This is a genomic window from Flavobacterium rhizophilum (assembly GCF_046000485.1).
GTDB classification, from domain to species: Bacteria; Bacteroidota; Bacteroidia; order Flavobacteriales; family Flavobacteriaceae; genus Flavobacterium; species Flavobacterium rhizophilum.
This window is the reverse complement of record NZ_JBELQB010000001.1, coordinates 201,543-222,258: the sequence shown is the minus strand read 5'-3', so window position 1 is coordinate 222,258 and position 20,716 is coordinate 201,543. Positions and strand designations below refer to the sequence as shown.

Genomic DNA, 20,716 nt, shown 5'->3' with positions numbered 1-20,716 from the left:
AAATGCAGGCCCATGAAAAACTTAATATTAATCCGTCACGCAAAATCAAGCTGGGACGCCCCATTGATTGATAAAGACAGGCCGTTGTCTAAACGAGGAATAGATGATGCGCATCTGGTTGCTTCTGCGGTTTCAGGATACCTACCAAAAACTTTTATGGTTTGGTCCAGCACAGCACAGCGCGCTAAAAATACAGCCTACATTTTTGCTGAAACTCTTTTAATACCTATAGAAAATATAGTGTTTAAAGACGATCTTTATACTTTTGAAGTAAAGAAGCTTGAGAATATCATAAAAAGTTGTGATAACAAATATGATAACCTAATTCTTTTTGGACATAACGAGGCGATTACTAATTTTGTTAATATCTTTGGGAGCGTTACCTTAGATAATGTACCTACTTCGGGCTTTGTTTCAATATCTTTTGATCAGGACGACTGGGGTGCAATACAAAAAGGTAAAACCAAAAAAACAGTTTTTCCAAGAGAGTTAAAAAAATATGATTCACCATCACACACCGGTAAACCGGTATATTGACAGGGAAAAAAGCTGGCTGGCCTTTAATGCGAGAGTATTACAGGAAGCGGCTGATGAAAAAGTCCCATTATTAGACCGACTTAGATTTTTAGGTATATTTTCCAATAATTTAGACGAATTCTTCAGGGTTCGGTATGCTGCAGTTAGGCGATTAAGCTTAGCAGGGCAAACCGGAGAGAAGCTTCTTGGTGGTATATCCTCACAGCAGTTGCTTAAGGATATTACTGAGATTGTTATTGAGCAGCAGTCAGAAAGCTTAAGGATATTAAGCGTTATTGAACAGGAGCTTCAGCAGGAGAACATCTATATTATTAACGAGACCGAAATCTCCAAGGAGCAGGAAAACTTTATAAAAGATTTCTTTATCCAAAAGGTTAGTCCGGAGTTAGTGACCATTATCCTTAATGATCTTGACGAATTTCCGTTACTTAAAGACGCGGCAGGTTATCTTGCCGTTAAACTTGTTATTAAGCCTAAGCAAATTAAAGGGCCAGACGGAACTTTAATTGATGATGACAGTAACAAGAAAAGGGAAGTACGTTATGCGGTTGTAGAAATGCCTAAAACAGTAAACCGTTTTGTGGTATTGCCTACTAATAATGATAAGCACTATGTTATTCTTTTAGATGACGTTATCCGTTATAACCTTCATAATATCTTCAGTATTTTTAATTATGAGAGTGTATCTGCACATATGATTAAAATTACTCGTGATGCCCAGCTGGAAATAGACAGTGACCAGAGTAAGAGTTTGATGGAAAAGATTTCCAAAGGGGTAAAAGAAAGAAGGATTGGTGAGCCGGTACGTTTTGTTTACGATCAGTCGATAGAGAAAGATACACTTAGCTTTTTCCTTACCCGAATGGGTATTGATGCTACCGATAGTATTATTCCCGGTGGTCGTTATCACAACAGGAGGGATTACATGAGCTTCCCCAACCTTGGTAGGTTTGATTTGCTTTACAAGCAAAATCCGCCATTACCTATACCAGGGTTAAGCCTTGACGGTAGTATTCTTGATAAAATAAAAGAGAAAGATTATCTTTTAAATGCTCCATACCAATCGTTCTCTTATATCATTCGTTTTTTAAGGGAAGCAGCTTTAGATCCAAAAGTAATTTCAATAAAAATTACCTTATACAGGCTTTCTAAAAATTCACAAATTATCAGTTCCCTTATTAATGCGGCTAAAAATGGTAAAAAGGTTACAGTGCAAATTGAGCTGCAGGCACGTTTTGATGAGGCAAGTAATATTTCCTATTCAGAGCAGATGCAAAGGGAGGGTATCAACCTCATTTTTGGTGTAAAAGGACTTAAGGTACACAGTAAAATATGTGTGGTTGAGCGTGTTGAAAAAGGAAAAATTAAACGTTATGGATTTATCTCTACAGGTAACTTTAACGAGTCGACTGCCAAGATTTATACCGATGTAACTTTGTTTACCTATCATCAGCAAATATTAAAGGATGTAAACAAAATATTTGACTTTTTTGATGTAAATTACCGAATACATCGCTACAAGCATTTGTTTGTATCGCCGCATTATACAAGGTCTAAGTTCTATAAACTGATAGACAGGGAGATACTTAATGCCATAGCAGGGAAAGAGGCCTATATCAAACTGAAAATGAATAGCCTTACCGACTATAAAATGATCGACAAATTGTATGAAGCCAGCAGGGAAGGAGTAAAAATACAGCTTGTGATAAGAGGTATTTGCTGTCTTATTCCGGGTGTGGAAGGTATGAGCGAGAATATTGAGGCCATAAGTATTGTAGATAATTACCTGGAACATTCAAGGGTTTATATTTTCGGGAATAACGGACAGCCGGAAGTGTTTATCTCTTCTGCCGATTTTATGACACGTAACCTTGATGAAAGGGTAGAGGTTACCTGTCCTATTTATGATGAAGATATAAAGAAGGAGCTTATAGACACTTTTGAGATTGGCTGGAAAGGTAATGTAAAAGCAAGGCTGCATTCTGAAAATCTTGAAAACAGGTACAGAAAACGTCCTGAAGAGAAAGTGTTCAGGGCACAGCTTGAGACCTATAACTATTACAGGGATAAGCTGGAAGTGGTTTACGATAATTTTTAAATTATAAAGCTCTGGGTATAACCCAGGGTTCTTGTTACGAATGATTAACATAAAAAAATATGCAGCGATAGATATTGGATCAAATGCCATGAGGCTTTTGGTGTGTAATATTGTAGAGCAGGAAGGAAAAGCACCACAATTTAATAAAAGTTCATTAGTACGCGTCCCTATACGTTTAGGGCAGGATGCCTTTACGGTTGGAGAAATAAGTGACGATAATATAGAACGTATGGTAGACGCCATGAAAGCCTATAAGTTACTTATGAAGGTACACAAGGTTGAAAGATATATGGCATGTGCTACATCGGCAATGCGTGAAGCTTTTAACGGTAATGAAGTGGCCGACCTGATTCAACAGGAAGCTGAAATTAAAATAGATATTATAGACGGTAAAAAGGAAGCTGCCATTATAGCATCGACCGATTTACATACTTTTATAAAACCCGATCAAACTTATCTTTTTGTAGATGTAGGTGGTGGTAGTACCGAATTTTCTCTTTTTGATAATGGTAAAATTATAGCCTCAAAATCCTTTAAAAACGGTACGGTACGTTTACTTAATAACATGGTAAACGATTTGGTTTGGGTAGAAATAGAAAAGTGGATTAAAACTGTAACCGAACCGTTTGATAATGTTACCCTTATAGGCTCCGGAGGTAATATCAATAAGCTGTTTAAACTATCGGGTAAAAAACAGGATTTACCATTATCCTATTTTTATATTAATTCGCAGTATCAGTTCTTAAATACGCTTACTTATGAGCAGCGTATTTCCGAATTAGGGCTTAATCCCGATAGGGCAGACGTTATTATATATGCAACCCGTATTTACCTTAATGCTATGAAATGGAGTGGAGCCCGTAATATTTATGTTCCAAAAATAGGTCTGTCAGACGGTATTGTAAAGGCAATGTATTACGGAAAAATATAATCATGAGTAGTATAGAACTTATTAAAGGTGATATAACAAAAATCACTGCCGATGCGATTGTTAATGCTGCTAATTCTCTTTATTGGGTGGTGGTGGAGTAGATGGTGCCATACACCGTGCAGGCGGATCGGCAATATTGGATGCCTGTGTAGCTATAAGGAATAAGCAGGGCAAGTGTAAAACAGGAGAAGCAGTTATTACCACAGCGGGTAATTTACCGGCTAATTATGTTATTCATACAGTAGGCCCGGTTTGGAACGGTGGTGCTAAAAAAGAAGAAGAGCTTATTAAAAATTGTTATATCAACAGCTTAAATCTTGCAGTAGAGCATAATGTAAAAACTATAGCCTTTCCTAATATTAGTACAGGTATTTATCACTTTCCAAAGGATAAAGCAGCTGGTATAGCTATAGCTTCTGTCAAGGAATTTTTAAAAAATAATAATCAGGCAATCGATAAAGTAATATTCGTTTGCTTTGATGACGAAAACTACACTCTTTACAAATCAATCTTAGAGCAATAAATTAAATAATAGAAACAAGAGTGAGTGATTTTTCTTTTGGTATAGGTATGTGGCAGTTATTTTGCATATTGTTACTCCTGCTTTTTGTAGTAGGCATATTCTTTTTAGTGAGATTTGTTGCGAAAGAATCTTCATCTAAATGAAAATAAATTACCAGTCTCCTTTTATTTTGTCGATTATTTCATCTTGCCTGTGTTCGCCAAGTCGTCTCAAATAATGCCCGTTAGGTTTTATTATAATGTAAATTACCATAAGAGGCTTCATAATTTAAAAATAGTTTTTTAAGCAGATAATTGTTTTTATCTTCTATAAATCCATCAGGTGTATAATCTTTTTGTGAAACGAAAAAATGTATATAACCGTCATTCTTTTTAAAAAATCTTAAATAAGAACGGTTTTTCGTGTATCTATTGAAGAAGCCATCATAACTCGTCTGTTTTTTTACCGGATATGAGAAAAAATCAATTACTATAGTCTGGTTGTCTTTAATTTTTTGTCTACTTAATAGTTCAAGTTCTTTTATTAGAGATTTTCGGTCTTCCTGTGTAATTACGTTTATCTCCTCTCTCAAAAATAAACTGCCTAATACGGCGGTATCATTTTCAATAAGCTTATAAGTATATTTATGATTCGGAACTTTTAAGCTATCTAAAAAAGTTTGTTTATCAATAGATTCTCCTTTGTGATTATAAAAATATACGTTTGGTTCCTGTGAATAGGAGTGAAAACTGAAAAGCAGGAATAGTAGTGCAGTAAGTAATCTCATATAGGTAAGGATTTGTTTGATATACTGCAATTTAACTAAAATCCTTCAAACACACCAAGCCCAAATAAAGCAAAATCATACTTTACGGGGTCGTTAGGGTCTAACTGGCGTAACTGTGTGTCTAATTCTTTTAAAGCTTTGGCATCGTTTTGTTTTCGGTTTAGTAAACCCAGTTTTCGTGCTACGTTACCAGAGTGGACATCTAACGGGCAGGATAGGAGTGAAGGTGATATCTTGTTCCATATACCTAAATCTACTCCTGCATTATCATTACGAACCATCCAGCGTAAAAACATGTTAATTCTTTTTGCTGCCGAACCGTTTAAGGGATCAGATACGTGTTTTTGAGTGCGCGACTGATGAGCTATTTCGAAGAAAACTTTTTTAAACTCGCTTATACTTTGTTGCATTCCCTCAGGGTTTTGGTGTTTGGCAAAAAGCATTTCGAGTCCGCCATGATTTTTATAGATATTCTGTAATGCCTGAATAAAAGTGGCTAAATCTACCGAATTGAAAGTGCGATGCACAAAGCCCTCAAGGTTATCCAAATGGTCTTCATTATGGTTCATAATAAAGTCATACGGACTGTTCCCCATTAAATCCATTATTTTATTGGCGCTGTTAATAATCATTTTACGATTACCCCAGGCAATGGTAGAGGCTAGGAATCCGGCAATTTCCTTATCTTCTTTTAACGTATACCGATGCGGAATCTGTATCGGGTCGGTATCAATAAAATTAGGATTGTTGTATAAAATAACCTTTTCATCAAGGAACGATTTAAGTTCCTCCATATTCATTTTTTCATTCATCAGAGAAATCTCCATTATTTAGTGTCCCGAAATTATTTGTCCGTCACTCATAACCAGTTTCCTGTCGGCCATATTTGCCAGTTCTTCATTATGGGTAACAATAACAAAAGTCTGTCCCATTTCATCACGTAATTTAAAGAATAGGTTGTGTAGGTTTTCTGCAGAATGGGTATCAAGATTTCCCGAAGGTTCATCTGCAAAAATTACGGCAGGCTTATTAATAAGTGCTCTTGCTACAGCAACACGCTGCTGTTCACCACCGGATAGCTCTCCCGGTTTGTGATTTATTCGGTGTGAAAGGCCTAAATATTCAAGTAATTTTTTTGCTTCTGTTTCTGTTTCTGTTTTTTGTTTTCCTGCTATAAATGCAGGGATACATACGTTTTCAAGAGCTGTAAATTCAGGAAACAATTGGTGAAACTGGAAAATGAAACCAAGTTTAAGATTTCGGAACTTAGATAAGGCTTTGTCTTTCATATTCAGCACATCTTCACCGTCTATTAAAAGGGAGGTTCCGTTTTCTGATTTAGGTTTGTCCAGTGTTCCTAATATTTGCAGCAGGGTTGTTTTTCCGGCCCCTGATGCTCCTACGATAGAAACGACTTCACCTCTTTTAATATGTAAATCCACTCCTTTAAGTACATGAAGGGAATCGTAATATTTATGAATATTTTTTGCCTGTATCATTAATTCGGGTTTTCACAAAGAAACAAACAATTTAAATAAAAATAAATCTTTTTTGGCACAATATTTCGTATATAAATAGTGTAAAGTCTGTATAAAAACAGATTGTAACAAAATGATTGTATAACTTTGAAAACTACATACAATGAAAAGAATTATGATGCTAGCACTGGCTGTTTTTACGATTTCCTGCCAGGGGAAACCAGAGACAGTAGTAACAGATAACAACAAAGAAGAATTAAAGAAAGGAGATTTAAAACAGATGGATAACAGCAAGTTAGAGACTGCCATATTTGCAGGAGGCTGCTTTTGGTGTACAGAGGCATTTTTTACCGATTTAAAAGGGGTGGATAAAGTAGTTTCCGGTTATATAGGAGGTACTACAAAGAACCCAACATACAAAGAGGTTTGCAGTGGTACTACAGGGCATGCCGAAGCTATTAAGATTATTTACAACCCTGATGAAATTGCTTATGAGGATTTACTTGAAATCTTTTTTGCGACTCACGACCCTACTACGCTAAACAGGCAAGGTGCGGATATAGGTACGCAATACAGGAGTGAGGTATTTTATACTACCCCTGAGCAGAAGACTAAAGCAGAGAACTTTATTAAACTATTGGAAGATCAAAAAATATTTGATAAGAAGATAGTTACTAAGGTTAGCGAGGCTAAAGAGTTTTATCCGGCAGAAGATTATCATCAGGATTATTATGCCTTAAACCCTAATCAACCGTATTGTAAAGCAGTGATTGAACCTAAGCTTAGTAAGCTTAAAAAGAACTATAAGTCCAAGCTTAAAGAATAATTAATGTAATTAATAAAAGAAAAGCTCCTGTTTAGGAGCTTTTTTTATTTTTAAAGAGAAATCCCAGCCCCATACTACGGAGCATTTTTTTCTCGAAATTCCAAAAGAATTTAAACTGACCGGATATAAAGCCAAAAAATACCAGTAATACCTGATAAACAGGAAATATAATAAGTAGTCGTAGTGGTATATATAACCAAGCCGACATGGCATCTTTAGAGATACCTATCCATTCTATTACAGGTTTTGATAAATAAGCCGATGTTGAGCCCGTTATGGCAAAAACAATGAATATTACTATTAGTTGGAAATTGCTGGTAATACCCCAGCGCTTTTTTAATTTTTCCATGAAAAAGGTTAAAAGACAAATATACTGGATTTAAGTTTTAGGTACAATACCCCCAAGGCGTTGTCCTGTTGTTAACTGAAAATATACCAAATAATTATATAGCATATAGTTTACTTCATATCCGTAGTCTATTCGGGGTTCATAATCTATTTGCATAAGGTATAGGTCTCCGTAACGTTGTGGTTGCATTGCTCTTATATTCCATTGTACTACCCAGAGCCTGTTTTTGTTTTCCAGATATTGTTGCGAATAATATCCTCTTGGTTTTGCCCTGGAGTATAGCCAGGAGTTAAATCCGGGATCTATAATGGTAATTTCATACTCCAGTTCATCGTTTGCAATACGTACAGTGTCATTAGCGATGGCGGTAGTATCTGTAGTGACAGACATAGGCTCAATAGCTTCAGTATCATTTTGTGTTTTACAGCTTAATACAAGCAGTAAAAACATTCCGAAAAGTGCAATGTAGTTTTTCATAGCTATATGACTTTTGATCATACAGCTATAAAGTTAAAAAATAAAAAGCACCCGATAGGGTGCTTTTCTGTTAATTAAGATTTTTAATCTTAGCTATTTGCTGTTTTCAAAATGCTTATAATCTGTTCGGCAAGTTCTGTACCAATACGGTCCTGAGCCTCAAGGGTAGCAGCCCCTATATGTGGTGTTAATGAGACTTTAGGATTCATTAACACCTGTATAGCCGGTTTTGGCTCTTCTTCAAATACGTCAAGTCCTGCAAAGGCAACTTTACCACTGTCCAGAGCATCAACAAGGGCAACCTCATCAATAATACCACCACGAGATGCGTTAATGATACCAACACCGTCTTTCATAGATTCAAGTTCAGTCTTACCAATAAGGTGACCATCCTGTGCAGGTACGTGTAGGGTAATAAAGTCGGCATGTTTAAAGATATCCTCAATAGGCTCTGTACTTATTTCAACATTTATAAACTGACCGTTATAAAAATCTACCCTGATTTCAGCATTGCCAATAAATTTATCTGAAGCAATTACTCGCATACCTAATCCAAGAGCGATACGTGCTACAGACTTACCTATTTTACCAAACCCGATAATACCTAGTGTTTTACCTTTAAGTTCGGTACCTGCTGCATAGCTCTTTTTAAGGCTGTTAAAGTTACTGTCGCCCTCAAGCGGCATAAGCCTGTTAGAATCATATAGGAAACGTACGCCTGAGAAAAGGTGAGCAAAAACAAGTTCTGCTACCGAGTCAGACGAAGCTGCAGGGGTATTTATTACATGGATACCTTTTTCACGGGCATATTCCACATCAATATTATCCATACCAACACCACCGCGACCTATTATTTTAAGGCTTGGGCAATTGTCAATAATATCTTTTCTTACCTGTGTTGCACTCCTTACCAAAATAACGCTAATCTCATTTTTATTAATGTAATTAGCTACCTGTTCCTGTGCTACTTTTGTTGTTATTACTTCAAATCCGGCATCTTCAAGAGTTATAATACCACTTTTGGAAATTCCGTCGTTTGCTAAAATTTTCATTTCTTATATTGAGATTTGATGATTAAAATTTATACAGTTCTCTCAAACTCCTGCATTACATCTACAAGCACCTTAACACTTTTTATTGGCATGGCATTATAAATGGAAGCCCTGTATCCGCCAACAGATCTGTGTCCGTTAATACCGCTAATGTTAGCTTCTTTCCAAAGTTTGTCAAACTGTTCTGTATGTGCTTCATCCTTTAAAAGGAAGGTTACGTTCATTTTAGAGCGGTCTTCTGTTTTTGCAGTCCCTATAAACAATGGATTACGGTCTATCTCATTGTAAAGCAATTCAGCTTTTTCATTGTTTTTCTTTTCTAAAGCTGTAACACCACCATTTTTTTTAACCCATTGCAGGGTTAAAAGCGAAGTATATACAGGGAATACCGCCGGAGTATTATACATACTGTCTTTGGCGATATGCTGACTATAATCTAAAATTCCCGGGATGTTCCTTCCTGTATTACCAAGTATATCTTCTTTCACTACTACAAGGGTAGTACCTGCTGGCCCCATATTTTTTTGAGCACCGGCATATATGATTCCGAATTTAGTGAAATCCAGTTCCCTCGAGAAAATATCAGAACTCATATCACAAACCAAAGGTACATTGGTTTCAGGGAAACTGTGCATTTGTGTCCCGAAGATGGTATTATTACTTGTACAGTGTAAATAATCGGCATCTGTCGGTAAGGTAAAGCCTTTTGGTATATAGTTGTAGTTTTCGTCTTTGGATGATGCGATGACTTCGGTAGTACCAAAGCGTTTAGCTTCCTTAATAGCTCCTGAAGCCCATGTTCCCGTATCAAGATAAGCAGCTTTGCCATTTTCTTTTAACAGGTTGTACGGAACCCTTACAAACTCCATACTGGCACCACCGGTTAGGAAAAGTGCTTTGTAGCCTTTGTTTTCCAACCCTAAAAGCTCAAGCGCAGTTGCTCTGGCTTCTTCCATAACGGCAACAAAATCTTTACTTCTGTGTGAGATTTCGAGGATAGAAAGCCCTGAATTATTAAAATCAAGGACTGCTTGGGCAGATTTTTCAAATACTTCTTGTGGCAGGATTGAGGGACCTGCACTGAAATTGTGTTTTTTCATGGGACAAATTAAAAATAGATAGAATGCGTGCTACAAATTTCCAAAATATCCCTTAGATAAATGCAAAAAATATTCGGAAATATTTTGAATTATTCCGCTATATTTTTGATAAAAATGCAATTGTATCCACACCATCTGCATAATCCCAAAGCTGTGGTTTTTGTGTATCTCCAAAAGCAACTTTTCCGTTAATACCATCTATGTTAGTAACAATGCACTGAATCAGTTCTTTGTCGGTTTCAATACGCTGTTTAATAGCATCTGTACTTTCATAAAACTCATAAAAAACACTCGAGATAGGAGAGGGGTAGCCAGAGTCCTCTTTTATAGTTAAAAAACCATTATCCAGAATTTTAAAGTTACTCATTAGGAAAACGGCTTTGTTATAATCGTAGTTGTTGGCATATTTTTCATACTGTATAATATCCCTGTATTCATATATGGCCTCCCAAAACGGAGTGAAGTCATAATCCTTAGGCACAAAAAGTTTTGATACGTTACGGCACCCTAAACCAAAATACCTGAAGATATCTTCTCCAAGTCTTACCAATTCTTCTTTACTTTCGTTACCTGTAAGTATAGCGGCAGAGTTACGGTTCTTACGGATTATAGATGGTTTATTTTTAAAATAGTATTCAAAATAACGTGCAGTGTTATTACTACCTGTGGCAATAACGGCATCAAAGCCTTCCAGTTTTTGCTCGATGAAAGTAACAGTATTTTCAAAACGGGGTTCAACCGCAATAAGGTATTTGGCTAAAAACGGCAGTAAGTGCTGATCGTTTGATGATGTTTTAATCAAAGCTGAGTGTCCCGTAATTAATACCGAAATTAAATCATGAAACCCAACAAGCGGAATGTTACCTGCTAAAACAAGGCCTATGGTTTTAGGTTCTATATTATCCAGATTATAATTATTTAACCATTTATCCAAATTATCAGGGGTTAGGGCATCAGTCCAGGATTGTAATGCAAAATAAACCTCATCCTTAGTAAACCAGTTATTGTGTGATTGTGATAGCTCTATCAGGTTAGAAAAGTTATCAAAAAATAAGTCGTTGTTCTTTACACCCTCTTTTGGAGTAGTGCTTTCGGCAGAAAACTGACCTAAAAATTTACCTAATTCAACAAAGGCTGTTTTTCTTTCGGCTAAAGTCATTAGATTTGCTTATGAATAGTTTTGGACGTAATTTTGTGCAAATTTACATTATTAAAAAATAAAACAAGCTATGGCAATCATAATAACAGACGAATGTATAAACTGTGGGGCATGTGAACCCGAGTGTCCTAATACGGCAATATATGAAGGTGCCGATGACTGGAGATATAAAGATGGTACCAGTTTAAGTGGTAAAATTGTATTACCAAGCGGGGAAGAGGTAGATGCCGATGAGGCTCAAACACCTATTTCAGACGACTTGTATTACATTGTACCCGGTAAATGTACAGAGTGTAAAGGTTTCCACGAGGAGCCTCAATGTGCTGCTGTATGTCCGGTAGACTGCTGTGTACCTGATGATGACCATGTTGAAAGTGAAGAAACACTATTAAACAGGCAGGCATTTTTACATGGAGATGAATAAGTAAACCTTATTTTAAATATAAAATCCTCTGCAATGCAGGGGATTTTTTTATGGTTCTATTATGTAAGGTGGTTTTGTATTTGGAAACAGGTTATTAATTACATAGCTTCCTAAATTAAACCATTGCTTACATTCGTTTAGTATCCAAGCGTCTGACGAGCAAACCAGTTTATCACCTTTACATAAAAACTTATCGGGAGAATTATCCAGAAGCACTTCCCAGTTAAAATTATGCTGTTGTGCCAGTTCATAACAAAAGCTTTTCATTTTCCCGCTGTTTGATACCGGAGCATCAAATACCCATATCACTTTTTCCAGTTCCAGTTTACTGAATATTTTTCCTATTGTAACGAGTACTTCCTGTGTTTGGCTAACTCTTTTGTATGTACCATGTACAGAAGATATATCCCTGTAACAACCATCCAGACCTTTAAAAACAAATCCTTGGGAAAGTAAGGTTTCCAGTAGTATTATTACATTAAAACCATCAAGGTAAATGGTTTTTCCTTTTAATTCTTCAGGAGTAAACTCTTTACTTTTTCTCAGCGAAATATCCTGACTGGAGGCAGACATTCCCTGTAATGCTTTTATTTGCCTTGTTTTCAGGCGGTATCGGTTACCTACTAGTCCTACAGATGCTTTTGCCGGGAAATTCCTGCTTAACAGGTAATACATGTCTTTAAGGGCTTCAATAATTTTTATTTGCTCTTTTTCGTTACCAAAAAGTTTATCGTCTTCAGAGCTTTTACCTCTGTTTTTAAGTGGTTCGGTTTTGCCTTCCAAAGTTGCAGGTGTTTGGTTTATAATTAAATAGTGAAAACCCTTATATAAAATAGGTAGTTTTACCTATAGATAGGTTTCAATATATTGATAATTTTACAGAAACCAAATCTAATCAATTATGGAAACGCCAAAAACAGAAATACCGGTTTTTGATATTTATTCTTACCGAAGGATAAGAAGGGCTATAGGTTATTTAGGAATATTTTTACCTATAGTTTTGGTTATTCTCTCATTTATAGATTTTTTCAAAACCAGTGTACAACCATCAATCAGTCATTATTACTACACTAACTTCAGGGAAATTTTTACCGGTACCCTGTGTGCTGTTGGTCTGTTTTTAATACGCTATAAAGGCCATGGTAACCCATCAATTTGGAAAAATGATAATTTGCTTACCAATATTGCAGGGGTAATGGCTATTGGTGTAGCTATGGTGCCTACTAATCCTGAGATTATTATCCAAAAGGTATATACTCTTATCCCGTATCCTGATGCGTGGTTGGGAACATTACATTACGGTTTTGCCGGAATGTTATTTCTTATCTTTTCACTTTTGTCAATTAATGTATTTACCATAGGTCATAAACATGAAGCAGATGTTCCTGAAAGTGTGATGAATGAAAATAATATTTACCGTTTTTGTGGCTATTCCATATTAGTGTTTATCATTATGGTACCTATATCGGCAAAGTTTAAACTATTTCCTTATTCAACATTAACCTTTGAGGCTTTATCACTATTAGTTTTTGGTATTGCCTGGCTTATTAAAGGACGTGCTTTAGGAGACAAAGGTAATTGGGGACAAAAGGTATATGGTGAGTGTAATAAGGTTAATACCGAAAGTTCTTTTAATAAATAAAGTCAACCATACATAATTAATTTCATATCTTTTTTTTCATGATAATATCAGCTTGAATCACCACATTGAAATTTTGTTTTATTACCTGAAAAGAAGTATCTTGTAATGAATAAAAACTATGAAATTATGGATGTTCGTGAATATTCTAACGGAGAGGTTACTGTACTATGGAAGCAGGAATTGTGTATACATTCGGGCATTTGTGTAAAAACATTACCTAAGGTATATAACCCAAAAGAGAGGCCTTGGATTAAACCCGAGAACGCCTCGTCTAAAGAACTGATTGATCAGGTAGCCAAATGTCCGTCAGGGGCATTGAGTATTAAGAAATAAAAAGCCTTCCTGCTGGGGAAGGCTTTTATATTTTAGACTTGTTTTGGTTTATGAATTACCATACAGGTTAGATTCACCACCGTCAATAGCAATGGTTTGCCCGTTAACATAACCATTTTCATCACTGATCAAAAATGATACTAACTTCCCTACGTCTTTAGGATCACCTAGTGCTCTGGTAGGGTTACGCTGTGCATATTCTGCTTCAGCGGCTTTTGGATCATCCGGATTTACCTGTTTAAAAGCTTCGGCTACCATTGGTGTTAATATGGCACCAGGGGCTATGGCATTGGTTAAAATTCCGTCTTTACCATATTCTATAGCTGCATTTTTAGTCATACCTGACACTGCATGTTTACTAGCCACATATGGAGTTTGGTTTAATACCCCTCGTATACCGCCTACAGATGCTACATTTACAATACGTCCGTACTTTTGTTTTTGCATCACAGGTATTACATATCGCATACCATAATAAACTCCCATAAGGTTAATGTCTATAACTTTTTTAAAGATATCTACATCATATTCGGTTAAGGGAGCCTGTCGTCCTTCTATACCGGCATTATTATAAAAACCATCTATTCGACCGTATTTTTCTACAGCTTTGTTTACATAGTTTTTAACCTGTTCTTCGTTTGAAACATCAGCTTTTATTGAAATAGCATCTAGTCCGTTATTATCAGAATCCAGCTTTTCAAAAGCTTCTTTGAGGGCATCCTCATTATAATCAACTAAAACTAATTTTGCTCCTTTTGAAGCTAATTCTTCGGCGGCTGCAAAGCCTAATCCCATAGCGGCACCAGTAATAATGATAACTTTATTTTTCATAGTGATAATTAAAAAATTAAATATTATCCTATAAAATTACTCAATCCCTCAGAGAAACTATTTTAATAAAGTATTAATGTTTTTGTATTTAACTACTCACAGTCATTTGCTGCTGTAGTGTAATAAAAATAAATTCTGCCGGATGCGTAACTGCCACTTTAATTGTAACATTCATGAATCCGTTAAGTATATCATCGGGAGTCATTGTAGTACCTAAACCACATTCTACTGAAAAAGCATCAGATGCCTTTGCGCCCTGTAATCCCCCTTCTTTCCATAAAGAGGTTAGAAAACTACTAATACACGATTTTACTGCCGACCAGGTATTTACTGTATTAGGTTCAAAAACATAACCCTCCATAGCCAGCTTACAGGATTGCTGTATATAGGATACTGTTCTTCTTACAGAGATATACCTCCAGTCATTACTGTTGCCATCAAGTGTTCTTGCTCCCCAAATTAAAATTCCCTGTCCGTTAAAAAAACGTATTGCATTTACTGATTTACCACTAACGGCATCTACGTTTAAATTGGCCTGCTGTGTATCGTTAATTTTAATAGGAAGCGAACTAGCTCCTACAATAGATGTATTGGCGGGTGCGTTCCAAACTCCAACTGTATTATCTGTCACTGTTATTACTCCTGCCATTCCACCACTTGGAGGTAACATGTTAACATTAGCAAGTATATGCTTTATAATTTGGGAATACGTTTTACTTGCGTTTAAAAGAGCGTTGTTGTATTGTGAAACGGTTAAAGGATTTTTCTTGGGGCTTTGAATATCATCTATTATCTGATTCAGGGTATTGTTGTCTTCGTCAGCTTCTGTTAGTATAGCTGCCAGTTGTTTTATATCTCCGCCAAAAAGATTAGTATAGTCAATCTCATCACTTTGCATTATCGTTGTGCCTATAAAAGGATAGTAGGCAGCCCCATAGCTCAGTCCGTTATTACCTGTATTGTTTCTAAAGGTTTCAATGTCATTAGTATAAAGTATAGGATCAGGACTATCACCGCCTATAATATCAAATATCGATATAGGGTTTTCTTTTTGTGTACATTGAAACAACATCTTTTGCATAAGCGTTCCGTTATCAGCTACTGATAATAATGTAGCTTCAGGGCAGATGTACATGGTAGGTTCCTCTTCATTTTGAAGTAATTCCAAACCTTTTAAAAGTTCGCTTAGCTTTACATTAGGGTTTACAATGCTTTTACCAATAGCAACAGGTGCTCCTGAAGGCTTACCATATCCTCCTACAGAAACAATATAAGCATCACCACCACCATTTTCATAAAATAGCCTGATACTATTGTATAAATAGTAAATAGTATTGGGATCAGGAACAATAGAATAAAAAGTACCGTTTATTTGTAAATAGTCGCCACTTGTAGGTTCTGTATCCTGTTTTACCAGATAATACTGTGGATTATACTGTTTTGACGGGTCTGCCGTTGGTGCAGCATCGGGTATACAATATATGGCTTTAAATTCAGCGAACGATGTTATTTTTTGTGCTTTATTGGTATATGATTTTCCTTCATATTCAGCCTGTGGTGTATATCCTATAAAGGCAGGTACGGCAGTTGCTGCCGGTAGAACCGAATTAGGAAACGCATTTAGCTCATTTATGTATACTCCAGGGGTTTTAATATTTAATTCCAGCATAGATATGGTTTATAAAATGTGTCTCAAATTTATAAACTGATAAGATATTATTATAGCGTAATACTACCTGTTTGTAACCTTTAGGTATAAATGCCTGATTATATTTAGCTAATAACAGAAACGTTTCTAACTGCTTTTAGTTCATTTATAAACTGTAAAAGATCTTCTACCTCAACATGTCCCATTACTATAATTTTATACCACTGATTTGTTTCATCATGCTTTTGGGGTACTAAATCAAATTTATGAGCCAGTTCTTCAGGGATTCCTTCTGCCTTAATGGTGACGATATTCATATATGGATTCCTGAAGTATTTTATACCCAACTCATCTAACTGATTGCATAACCATGTTGTTCGCATTTGCAGTATACTTATTTTTTCAAACCACGCATGCGGACCATAAGTAGCAAGTATTGCCCAAACCGCAACAGCGTTGGTTCCAGATCGGCTTCCACACAGGGTTAGGTCCATTCCCTCAACATATTCGGCTTCTTTGGTAAGTACGTTTTCAATAAGTCCTTTACGGCAAATAAAAATCCCCGTACCATAAGGTGCCTGCAACATTTTATGGGCATCTATTGTTATTGAACTGATGTTTGGATTATTAAAGTTCATATTACTGCCTGTATTACTAAACGGATATATAAAGCCTCCGTAAGCAGCATCAATATGTAATTTGAATGGCAAATTGTATTCCTCCATTACAGCTACATAAGTATTCACACTGTCTACAGATCCAAACATGGTAGTCCCCATGTTGGCTACTATAATGAAGTATTTCTTACCGTTAGCCAATGCTTTTTCAATACTGCTTTCTAAAGCTGGTTTGTTAACCGACCTGTTTTCAAAATCAACAGGTATTTTAATGAAATCAATCATCAACAGATTTGAGCCTTTTGGAATAGAGTAGTGGGTGTCTTCAGATGCTAAAATAGCTATTTCATTAGGAGAAGCATTTAATTCGTTTATAAAATAGTTTCTGTACACCCATAGTGCCTGTATGTTAGCTTCGGTACCTCCTGGGGCTATATAGCCGTCAAATGAATCAGGCTGAGCCTTAAAAATATCAACAGCTACTATATTGAGAACTTCCCTTTCAATATCCTGAGTGCCTTTAAAAGCTTTTTCAGATGTGCCAAAGGTATGGCAGCCTATATGGTTTGGGTTTGCTACAAACGATTGCAGTACGGGACTGTCTTTTAAAAACGGCGCCTCATCGTTAAAAACCTTTTCATCCAGCTTTGATGCTGGATACCCCAACGAAGGATCTTCAGAGAAGTTTACGTTGTTGTGTAATGCTTTTTTAATATGCTTTAAGCGCTCGCTGTGTGTAATTTTTTTCCAGTATTCCATCTTAATTTGTTTTAGGCAAATTAAGATGTTAGTGTGAACTTAAAATATGATATATGTCATAAGTCAATTGTACATGCAAAAACCCGAATCATAAAATATAAGTCCTCAGTAATTTGAAGATAAAATACTTAAAACCCTTTATTTGAGTTTATTCTTATAAAAAAGAACTAATTTTAAATATTTATAAAAAAAGAGTTTATAGAGAATACAAAAATTGATATGGTTATAGTCACAAAATATTTAAGTGAAACGTTATATCCCATTACAGAGGGTCAACGATTAATGTCTGATATATATCATGAAGAGATTTATATTGATGGTTTTTTAAAAAAAAGAATTCTACATGGAAATTCACATAAAGGTAAATATTGGATTACGAGATATTTTCTTAGTGATGGTGAAGATATTAATGCCATACTTAATGAGTTTTGTGATGTTAATTTAAGAAAAAGATGTGTTATATATTATAATATGCAAACTGATGGTAATTATACTTTGTGGGACTGGACAGAGTATTCATTAGAGAAAATTATAATTTTTAAAGGGAAAACTGTTTTTGATTCAAATAATAGAACCTTTGTAAATATATATTATGATATAAATACGAACACTATAAAAGAGGCATATAAGTATTTCTATGAAAATGTTTATGAAGGAGAATTATCAGACATATTACTTGAATTTGAATATTTTGAAAATGGAGAATTAGAATATATATCTGATATAAAGAACAGGTTTGATTATGTAAAACCTATTAATTTAACTCAGTTTTTAGCAGATACAAAGTTTTCACAGGTTGATTTTCCCTGGGATCAGCATACCTACTACCATAACTTATACCCATTATTTCCTGAAGGGAATACCGTTTAAACTTAATATGTTAATTCAATTAGTAAATGAGAAAATGTGTTTTATGTCTTTTAATTGTAACTTCATTGCAGGGATGCATTGAAAGGGGAGATAAAGAATATCCTCAAATAGATAAGGATAAAAAAAGCTATAATGTAATTGATACGATTAGAGTTCTTAAATTAGAAAACCCTAAAGGCGAATATACAGTTATAGATATAAGGGATTCTAATAGAAGAACAAGACTATTACAGTTAGCCGATGAGTATGGTAATAAAAGTAGTATTAGTATAAACTATGAAGATTACAGTGGTTTTTCTGTTGACGAATTAAAAGAAACTCACGAAGGATTTTTAGTCTCAATAGAATACGGATCGATAATTTATAACCGTAAAACGTTTTATTTTATTTTTAAAGATAACACATTCTATTTACAGAAGATACATTCCTCATGGTTTGACAAACATCAGCCAAATGATTTTTTTGAAAGTGATTCAGTTTTAAACACTCCTGTTAAGTGGAGTTCGGTATCATTTGAAGACTTTATGAGGTAAAAACAGATTATGATTTACTTAAAAAGAATACATAAAGTACTTTTTAAACTATTATTACTAAAGGGTTATAGAAGAACCTTCGTTAATTACCTTTTTCTTATTGTACACTTTGTTATAACCTACATTAAATTCTTTCCATGTTCCTTTGGGTTAAAACCAAAAGGCACAGCTAAACTGTACCTTTTTTGTTTTATGACAGATTATCCTAAAAACGCCATATCTTCATCGGTAAGTCTTATGTCAAAAGCTTTAATGTTTTCATTTAAGTGATTCAGTTTTGAAGTACCAGGAATAGGTAAAATCAAATCATTATAATGTAACAGCCACGCCAGATTTATTTGTGCCGATGATACATTATATTTTTTTGCAATCACAGCGATTTTATTTTCTTTGTTTGGTAAAGAGCTCTGTAGTGAGAAAAACGGAACCATAGGTATATTATTTTCTATACAAATGTCCATTACTTCCTGCATTCCTCTTATTTCCTGTCCGTATGCCGAAAAACTTGTGCGTTGTTCATAACCAAATGCATTTTCAACACTGGCTACATTTCCCATAGCTAAAGCCTTGGATAATTCTTCCGGAGTTACATTGCTCAAACCTACGTGCATAATTTTTCCTTCCCTTTGCATCTCGAACATGGCATTCAATGATTCTTCAAAAGGTGTAGTTGAGCCAGGCATTACACGGAAATGTACCAGTTGTATCTGTTCTGTTTTTAGGGTTCTCAAATTATTTTCAATACTGGCTCTTAAATCCTCAGGTTTATCATAAATCCCCCAGCTTTTATCTTCACTTCTGTTTGCACCTACTTTTGTACATATTACCAAATCATCTTTGTATGGATATAAAGCTTCTTTAATAAGTCGGTTAGTTACATCCTGTCCGTAGTAATCGGCTGTGTCTAAAAAGTTAATTTCTTGTTTAGAAGTTTCTTTTAAAATCTGTAGGGCTTCATCTCTGTTTTTTGGTTCTCCCCATACCTGTTCTCCGGGTAACTGCATAGTGCCATAACCTAATCGTTTTACAGTTAATGGGTTGTTTGTATTGGCACCAATTGTAATTGTTTCTTTAAAACTCATTTTTTACTTTTTTGATTAACAATACAAAGTTCTATTAACTGGAATTTAAAACATTTGCCATTTGGCAAAAAGTAACTTAACGGATATTTTTTCGAATCCTGCTTAGTGACGATTGCGTAACTCCAAGATAAGAAGCGATATAGGAGAGAGGAATACGATTTACAAGTGTTGGAAATTTTTCTAAAAACATAAGGTAGCGTGTTGTGGCATCTTCAGAAACCAGCGAACTCATCCTGTCTACTTTTTTTATTAAAGCATTATGAAATATTTTACTTGTAATGGTGTCCCAGTCTAAAATTGTATTAGAGAGTTCTTTCCATTGCTGTTGGGAAAAAACAATCAGTTTACTATCTGTAGCAGCCTGTATGTATTCAGTAAAAGGTTCAGCACCGTAAGGATTTGCTATAAAGTGCTTTTCCTCAATAAAATACTTAGTAATTTCTTCCCCTTTTCTATTGTAGTAACAAATACGAAAAACCCCTTCTAAAACAAAAGCATAGTAGTCAAACTTTTTACCGGCTTCAGCAAAATATTCATCTTTATGCAATTCCTTCTCAGTTGAATTTTTTAAAATAAGTTCAATTTGTTGTGCATTTAAATTGCTAAACTGTAAAATATATTCAATAAGCTCTTTCATCTGGTAAATTTAGCAATCATTATGCAGGAAGTTTTTGTCATTTG

The 20,716-nt window shown here is 35.2% G+C and carries 24 protein-coding genes; 10 read left to right on the top strand and 14 right to left on the bottom strand.

Annotation, left to right across the window (positions count from 1 at the left end):
* Positions 1–12 precede the first annotated feature (12 nt).
* The 4 genes from ABS768_RS01065 (at position 13) to ABS768_RS01050 (ending at position 4,089) form a co-directional block, all read left to right on the top strand.
* On the top strand, positions 13–537 hold the full coding sequence (locus ABS768_RS01065; protein WP_408073053.1) for a SixA phosphatase family protein: 525 nt from the start codon (positions 13–15) through the stop codon (positions 535–537).
* Entirely contained in the window at positions 500–2,635 is a 2,136-nt protein-coding gene (ppk1, locus tag ABS768_RS01060; protein WP_408073052.1) for a polyphosphate kinase 1, read from the top strand. Before ABS768_RS01065 ends, ppk1 begins: the two co-directional genes overlap by 38 nt.
* A 40-nt stretch (positions 2,636–2,675) precedes the next feature.
* The gene (locus tag ABS768_RS01055; protein WP_408073051.1) at positions 2,676–3,566 is read left to right on the top strand and encodes a Ppx/GppA phosphatase family protein; all 891 of its coding nucleotides are present in this window, start codon (positions 2,676–2,678) and stop codon (positions 3,564–3,566) included.
* Positions 3,567–3,648: 82 nt separating this feature from the next.
* Positions 3,649–4,089: a macro domain-containing protein gene (locus ABS768_RS01050; protein ID WP_408073050.1), complete on the top strand. Its 441-nt coding sequence runs from the start codon at positions 3,649–3,651 to the stop codon at positions 4,087–4,089.
* 223 nt (positions 4,090–4,312) lie between these two features.
* On the opposite strand, the gene ABS768_RS01045 is transcribed toward ABS768_RS01050, so the two are convergent.
* From ABS768_RS01045 to ABS768_RS01035, 3 genes are read right to left on the bottom strand one after another with little or no spacing between them, the layout of a single operon-like run.
* Positions 4,313–4,855, bottom strand: coding sequence for a hypothetical protein (locus tag ABS768_RS01045; protein ID WP_408073049.1), 543 nt, complete (start codon positions 4,853–4,855; stop codon positions 4,313–4,315).
* A 35-nt stretch (positions 4,856–4,890) separates the two neighbouring features.
* Positions 4,891–5,655 carry a TIGR02757 family protein gene (locus ABS768_RS01040; protein WP_408073295.1) on the bottom strand — a complete coding sequence of 255 codons (765 nt, stop codon included), beginning with the start codon at positions 5,653–5,655 and terminating at the stop codon, positions 4,891–4,893.
* A 30-nt stretch (positions 5,656–5,685) separates the two neighbouring features.
* Positions 5,686–6,354: an ABC transporter ATP-binding protein gene (locus ABS768_RS01035; RefSeq protein WP_408073048.1), complete on the bottom strand. Its 669-nt coding sequence runs from the start codon at positions 6,352–6,354 to the stop codon at positions 5,686–5,688.
* A 142-nt stretch (positions 6,355–6,496) separates the two neighbouring features.
* Between ABS768_RS01035 and msrA the strand changes: the two genes are divergently transcribed.
* A complete protein-coding gene (gene msrA, locus ABS768_RS01030; RefSeq protein WP_408073047.1) occupies positions 6,497–7,159 on the top strand; it encodes a peptide-methionine (S)-S-oxide reductase MsrA in 663 nt (220 codons plus the stop codon).
* Between the two features lie 31 nt (positions 7,160–7,190).
* Here the strand turns inward: msrA and ABS768_RS01025 are convergent, their stop codons facing one another.
* The 5 genes from ABS768_RS01025 to ABS768_RS01005 form a co-directional block, all read right to left on the bottom strand.
* Positions 7,191–7,508, bottom strand: coding sequence for a DUF6787 family protein (locus tag ABS768_RS01025; RefSeq protein ID WP_408073046.1), 318 nt, complete (start codon positions 7,506–7,508; stop codon positions 7,191–7,193).
* A gap of 30 nt (positions 7,509–7,538) precedes the next feature.
* The gene (locus ABS768_RS01020) at positions 7,539–7,985 is read right to left on the bottom strand and encodes a DUF6146 family protein (RefSeq protein WP_408073044.1); all 447 of its coding nucleotides are present in this window, start codon (positions 7,983–7,985) and stop codon (positions 7,539–7,541) included.
* Positions 7,986–8,074: 89 nt separating this feature from the next.
* Positions 8,075–9,037 carry a D-2-hydroxyacid dehydrogenase gene (locus tag ABS768_RS01015; protein WP_408073043.1) on the bottom strand — a complete coding sequence of 321 codons (963 nt, stop codon included), beginning with the start codon at positions 9,035–9,037 and terminating at the stop codon, positions 8,075–8,077.
* Positions 9,038–9,066: 29 nt separating this feature from the next.
* Entirely contained in the window at positions 9,067–10,137 is a 1,071-nt protein-coding gene (gene serC, locus ABS768_RS01010) for a 3-phosphoserine/phosphohydroxythreonine transaminase (protein WP_408073041.1), read from the bottom strand.
* 97 nt (positions 10,138–10,234) lie between these two features.
* Positions 10,235–11,296, bottom strand: coding sequence for an acyl-CoA reductase (locus tag ABS768_RS01005; protein ID WP_408073040.1), 1,062 nt, complete (start codon positions 11,294–11,296; stop codon positions 10,235–10,237).
* A gap of 70 nt (positions 11,297–11,366) precedes the next feature.
* On the opposite strand from ABS768_RS01005, the gene ABS768_RS01000 reads away from it, so the two are divergent.
* Complete coding sequence (locus ABS768_RS01000; RefSeq protein WP_035130898.1) at positions 11,367–11,720, top strand: 4Fe-4S dicluster domain-containing protein; 354 nt, start codon at positions 11,367–11,369, stop codon at positions 11,718–11,720.
* A gap of 48 nt (positions 11,721–11,768) precedes the next feature.
* Here the strand turns inward: ABS768_RS01000 and ABS768_RS00995 are convergent, their stop codons facing one another.
* Positions 11,769–12,503 (bottom strand): DUF434 domain-containing protein, encoded by a 735-nt coding sequence (locus tag ABS768_RS00995; protein ID WP_408073037.1) that lies wholly within the window; start codon positions 12,501–12,503, stop codon positions 11,769–11,771.
* A 118-nt stretch (positions 12,504–12,621) separates the two neighbouring features.
* Here ABS768_RS00995 and ABS768_RS00990 point away from each other — a divergent pair, with 118 nt between their 5' ends.
* Together ABS768_RS00990 and ABS768_RS00985 are read left to right on the top strand one after the other, a co-directional pair.
* Positions 12,622–13,362, top strand: a complete 741-nt coding sequence (locus ABS768_RS00990; RefSeq protein WP_408073035.1) for a hypothetical protein — start codon at positions 12,622–12,624, stop codon at positions 13,360–13,362.
* 126 nt (positions 13,363–13,488) lie between these two features.
* On the top strand, positions 13,489–13,695 hold the full coding sequence (locus ABS768_RS00985; RefSeq protein ID WP_408073293.1) for a (4Fe-4S)-binding protein: 207 nt from the start codon (positions 13,489–13,491) through the stop codon (positions 13,693–13,695).
* Between the two features lie 48 nt (positions 13,696–13,743).
* Here ABS768_RS00985 and ABS768_RS00980 read toward each other — a convergent pair whose 3' ends face one another.
* The 3 genes from ABS768_RS00980 to ABS768_RS00970 all read right to left on the bottom strand — a co-directional run bounded on the left by ABS768_RS00980 (position 13,744) and on the right by ABS768_RS00970 (position 17,550).
* Entirely contained in the window at positions 13,744–14,526 is a 783-nt protein-coding gene (locus ABS768_RS00980) for a glucose 1-dehydrogenase (RefSeq protein ID WP_330441613.1), read from the bottom strand.
* Positions 14,527–14,614: 88 nt separating this feature from the next.
* The gene (locus ABS768_RS00975; protein WP_408073033.1) at positions 14,615–16,195 is read right to left on the bottom strand and encodes a phage tail sheath family protein; all 1,581 of its coding nucleotides are present in this window, start codon (positions 16,193–16,195) and stop codon (positions 14,615–14,617) included.
* 104 nt (positions 16,196–16,299) lie between these two features.
* On the bottom strand, positions 16,300–17,550 hold the full coding sequence (locus ABS768_RS00970; RefSeq protein ID WP_408073032.1) for a pyridoxal phosphate-dependent decarboxylase family protein: 1,251 nt from the start codon (positions 17,548–17,550) through the stop codon (positions 16,300–16,302).
* Positions 17,551–17,769: 219 nt separating this feature from the next.
* Between ABS768_RS00970 and ABS768_RS00965 the strand changes: the two genes are divergently transcribed.
* Both ABS768_RS00965 and ABS768_RS00960 read left to right on the top strand, forming a co-directional pair.
* Entirely contained in the window at positions 17,770–18,420 is a 651-nt protein-coding gene (locus ABS768_RS00965; RefSeq protein WP_408073030.1) for a hypothetical protein, read from the top strand.
* 26 nt (positions 18,421–18,446) lie between these two features.
* A complete protein-coding gene (locus ABS768_RS00960) occupies positions 18,447–18,953 on the top strand; it encodes a hypothetical protein (protein WP_408073029.1) in 507 nt (168 codons plus the stop codon).
* A gap of 200 nt (positions 18,954–19,153) precedes the next feature.
* Here ABS768_RS00960 and ABS768_RS00955 read toward each other — a convergent pair whose 3' ends face one another.
* On the bottom strand, positions 19,154–20,035 hold the full coding sequence (locus ABS768_RS00955) for an aldo/keto reductase (RefSeq protein ID WP_408073027.1): 882 nt from the start codon (positions 20,033–20,035) through the stop codon (positions 19,154–19,156).
* 76 nt (positions 20,036–20,111) lie between these two features.
* On the bottom strand, positions 20,112–20,672 hold the full coding sequence (locus ABS768_RS00950) for a Crp/Fnr family transcriptional regulator (protein ID WP_408073026.1): 561 nt from the start codon (positions 20,670–20,672) through the stop codon (positions 20,112–20,114).
* Positions 20,673–20,716 lie beyond the last annotated feature (44 nt).

Coding starts and splice junctions, on each gene's coding strand:
- ABS768_RS00950 (WP_408073026.1), bottom strand. CDS start 20,672: ATGAAAGAGCTTATTGAATATATTTTACAGTTTAGCAATTTAAATGCA.
- ABS768_RS00965 (WP_408073030.1), top strand. CDS start 17,770: ATGGTTATAGTCACAAAATATTTAAGTGAAACGTTATATCCCATTACA.
- ABS768_RS01000 (WP_035130898.1), top strand. CDS start 11,367: ATGGCAATCATAATAACAGACGAATGTATAAACTGTGGGGCATGTGAA.
- ABS768_RS00955 (WP_408073027.1), bottom strand. CDS start 20,035: ATGAGTTTTAAAGAAACAATTACAATTGGTGCCAATACAAACAACCCA.
- msrA (WP_408073047.1), top strand. CDS start 6,497: ATGAAAAGAATTATGATGCTAGCACTGGCTGTTTTTACGATTTCCTGC.
- ABS768_RS00960 (WP_408073029.1), top strand. CDS start 18,447: ATGAGAAAATGTGTTTTATGTCTTTTAATTGTAACTTCATTGCAGGGA.
- ABS768_RS01065 (WP_408073053.1), top strand. CDS start 13: ATGAAAAACTTAATATTAATCCGTCACGCAAAATCAAGCTGGGACGCC.
- serC (WP_408073041.1), bottom strand. CDS start 10,137: ATGAAAAAACACAATTTCAGTGCAGGTCCCTCAATCCTGCCACAAGAA.
- ABS768_RS01015 (WP_408073043.1), bottom strand. CDS start 9,037: ATGAAAATTTTAGCAAACGACGGAATTTCCAAAAGTGGTATTATAACT.
- ABS768_RS00980 (WP_330441613.1), bottom strand. CDS start 14,526: ATGAAAAATAAAGTTATCATTATTACTGGTGCCGCTATGGGATTAGGC.
- ABS768_RS01035 (WP_408073048.1), bottom strand. CDS start 6,354: ATGATACAGGCAAAAAATATTCATAAATATTACGATTCCCTTCATGTA.
- ABS768_RS00970 (WP_408073032.1), bottom strand. CDS start 17,550: ATGGAATACTGGAAAAAAATTACACACAGCGAGCGCTTAAAGCATATT.
- ABS768_RS01040 (WP_408073295.1), bottom strand. CDS start 5,655: ATGAATATGGAGGAACTTAAATCGTTCCTTGATGAAAAGGTTATTTTA.
- ABS768_RS00990 (WP_408073035.1), top strand. CDS start 12,622: ATGGAAACGCCAAAAACAGAAATACCGGTTTTTGATATTTATTCTTAC.
- ABS768_RS01005 (WP_408073040.1), bottom strand. CDS start 11,296: ATGACTTTAGCCGAAAGAAAAACAGCCTTTGTTGAATTAGGTAAATTT.
- ppk1 (WP_408073052.1), top strand. CDS start 500: ATGATTCACCATCACACACCGGTAAACCGGTATATTGACAGGGAAAAA.
- ABS768_RS00985 (WP_408073293.1), top strand. CDS start 13,489: ATGGATGTTCGTGAATATTCTAACGGAGAGGTTACTGTACTATGGAAG.
- ABS768_RS01045 (WP_408073049.1), bottom strand. CDS start 4,855: ATGAGATTACTTACTGCACTACTATTCCTGCTTTTCAGTTTTCACTCC.
- ABS768_RS01020 (WP_408073044.1), bottom strand. CDS start 7,985: ATGAAAAACTACATTGCACTTTTCGGAATGTTTTTACTGCTTGTATTA.
- ABS768_RS00975 (WP_408073033.1), bottom strand. CDS start 16,195: ATGCTGGAATTAAATATTAAAACCCCTGGAGTATACATAAATGAGCTA.
- ABS768_RS01025 (WP_408073046.1), bottom strand. CDS start 7,508: ATGGAAAAATTAAAAAAGCGCTGGGGTATTACCAGCAATTTCCAACTA.
- ABS768_RS01055 (WP_408073051.1), top strand. CDS start 2,676: ATGATTAACATAAAAAAATATGCAGCGATAGATATTGGATCAAATGCC.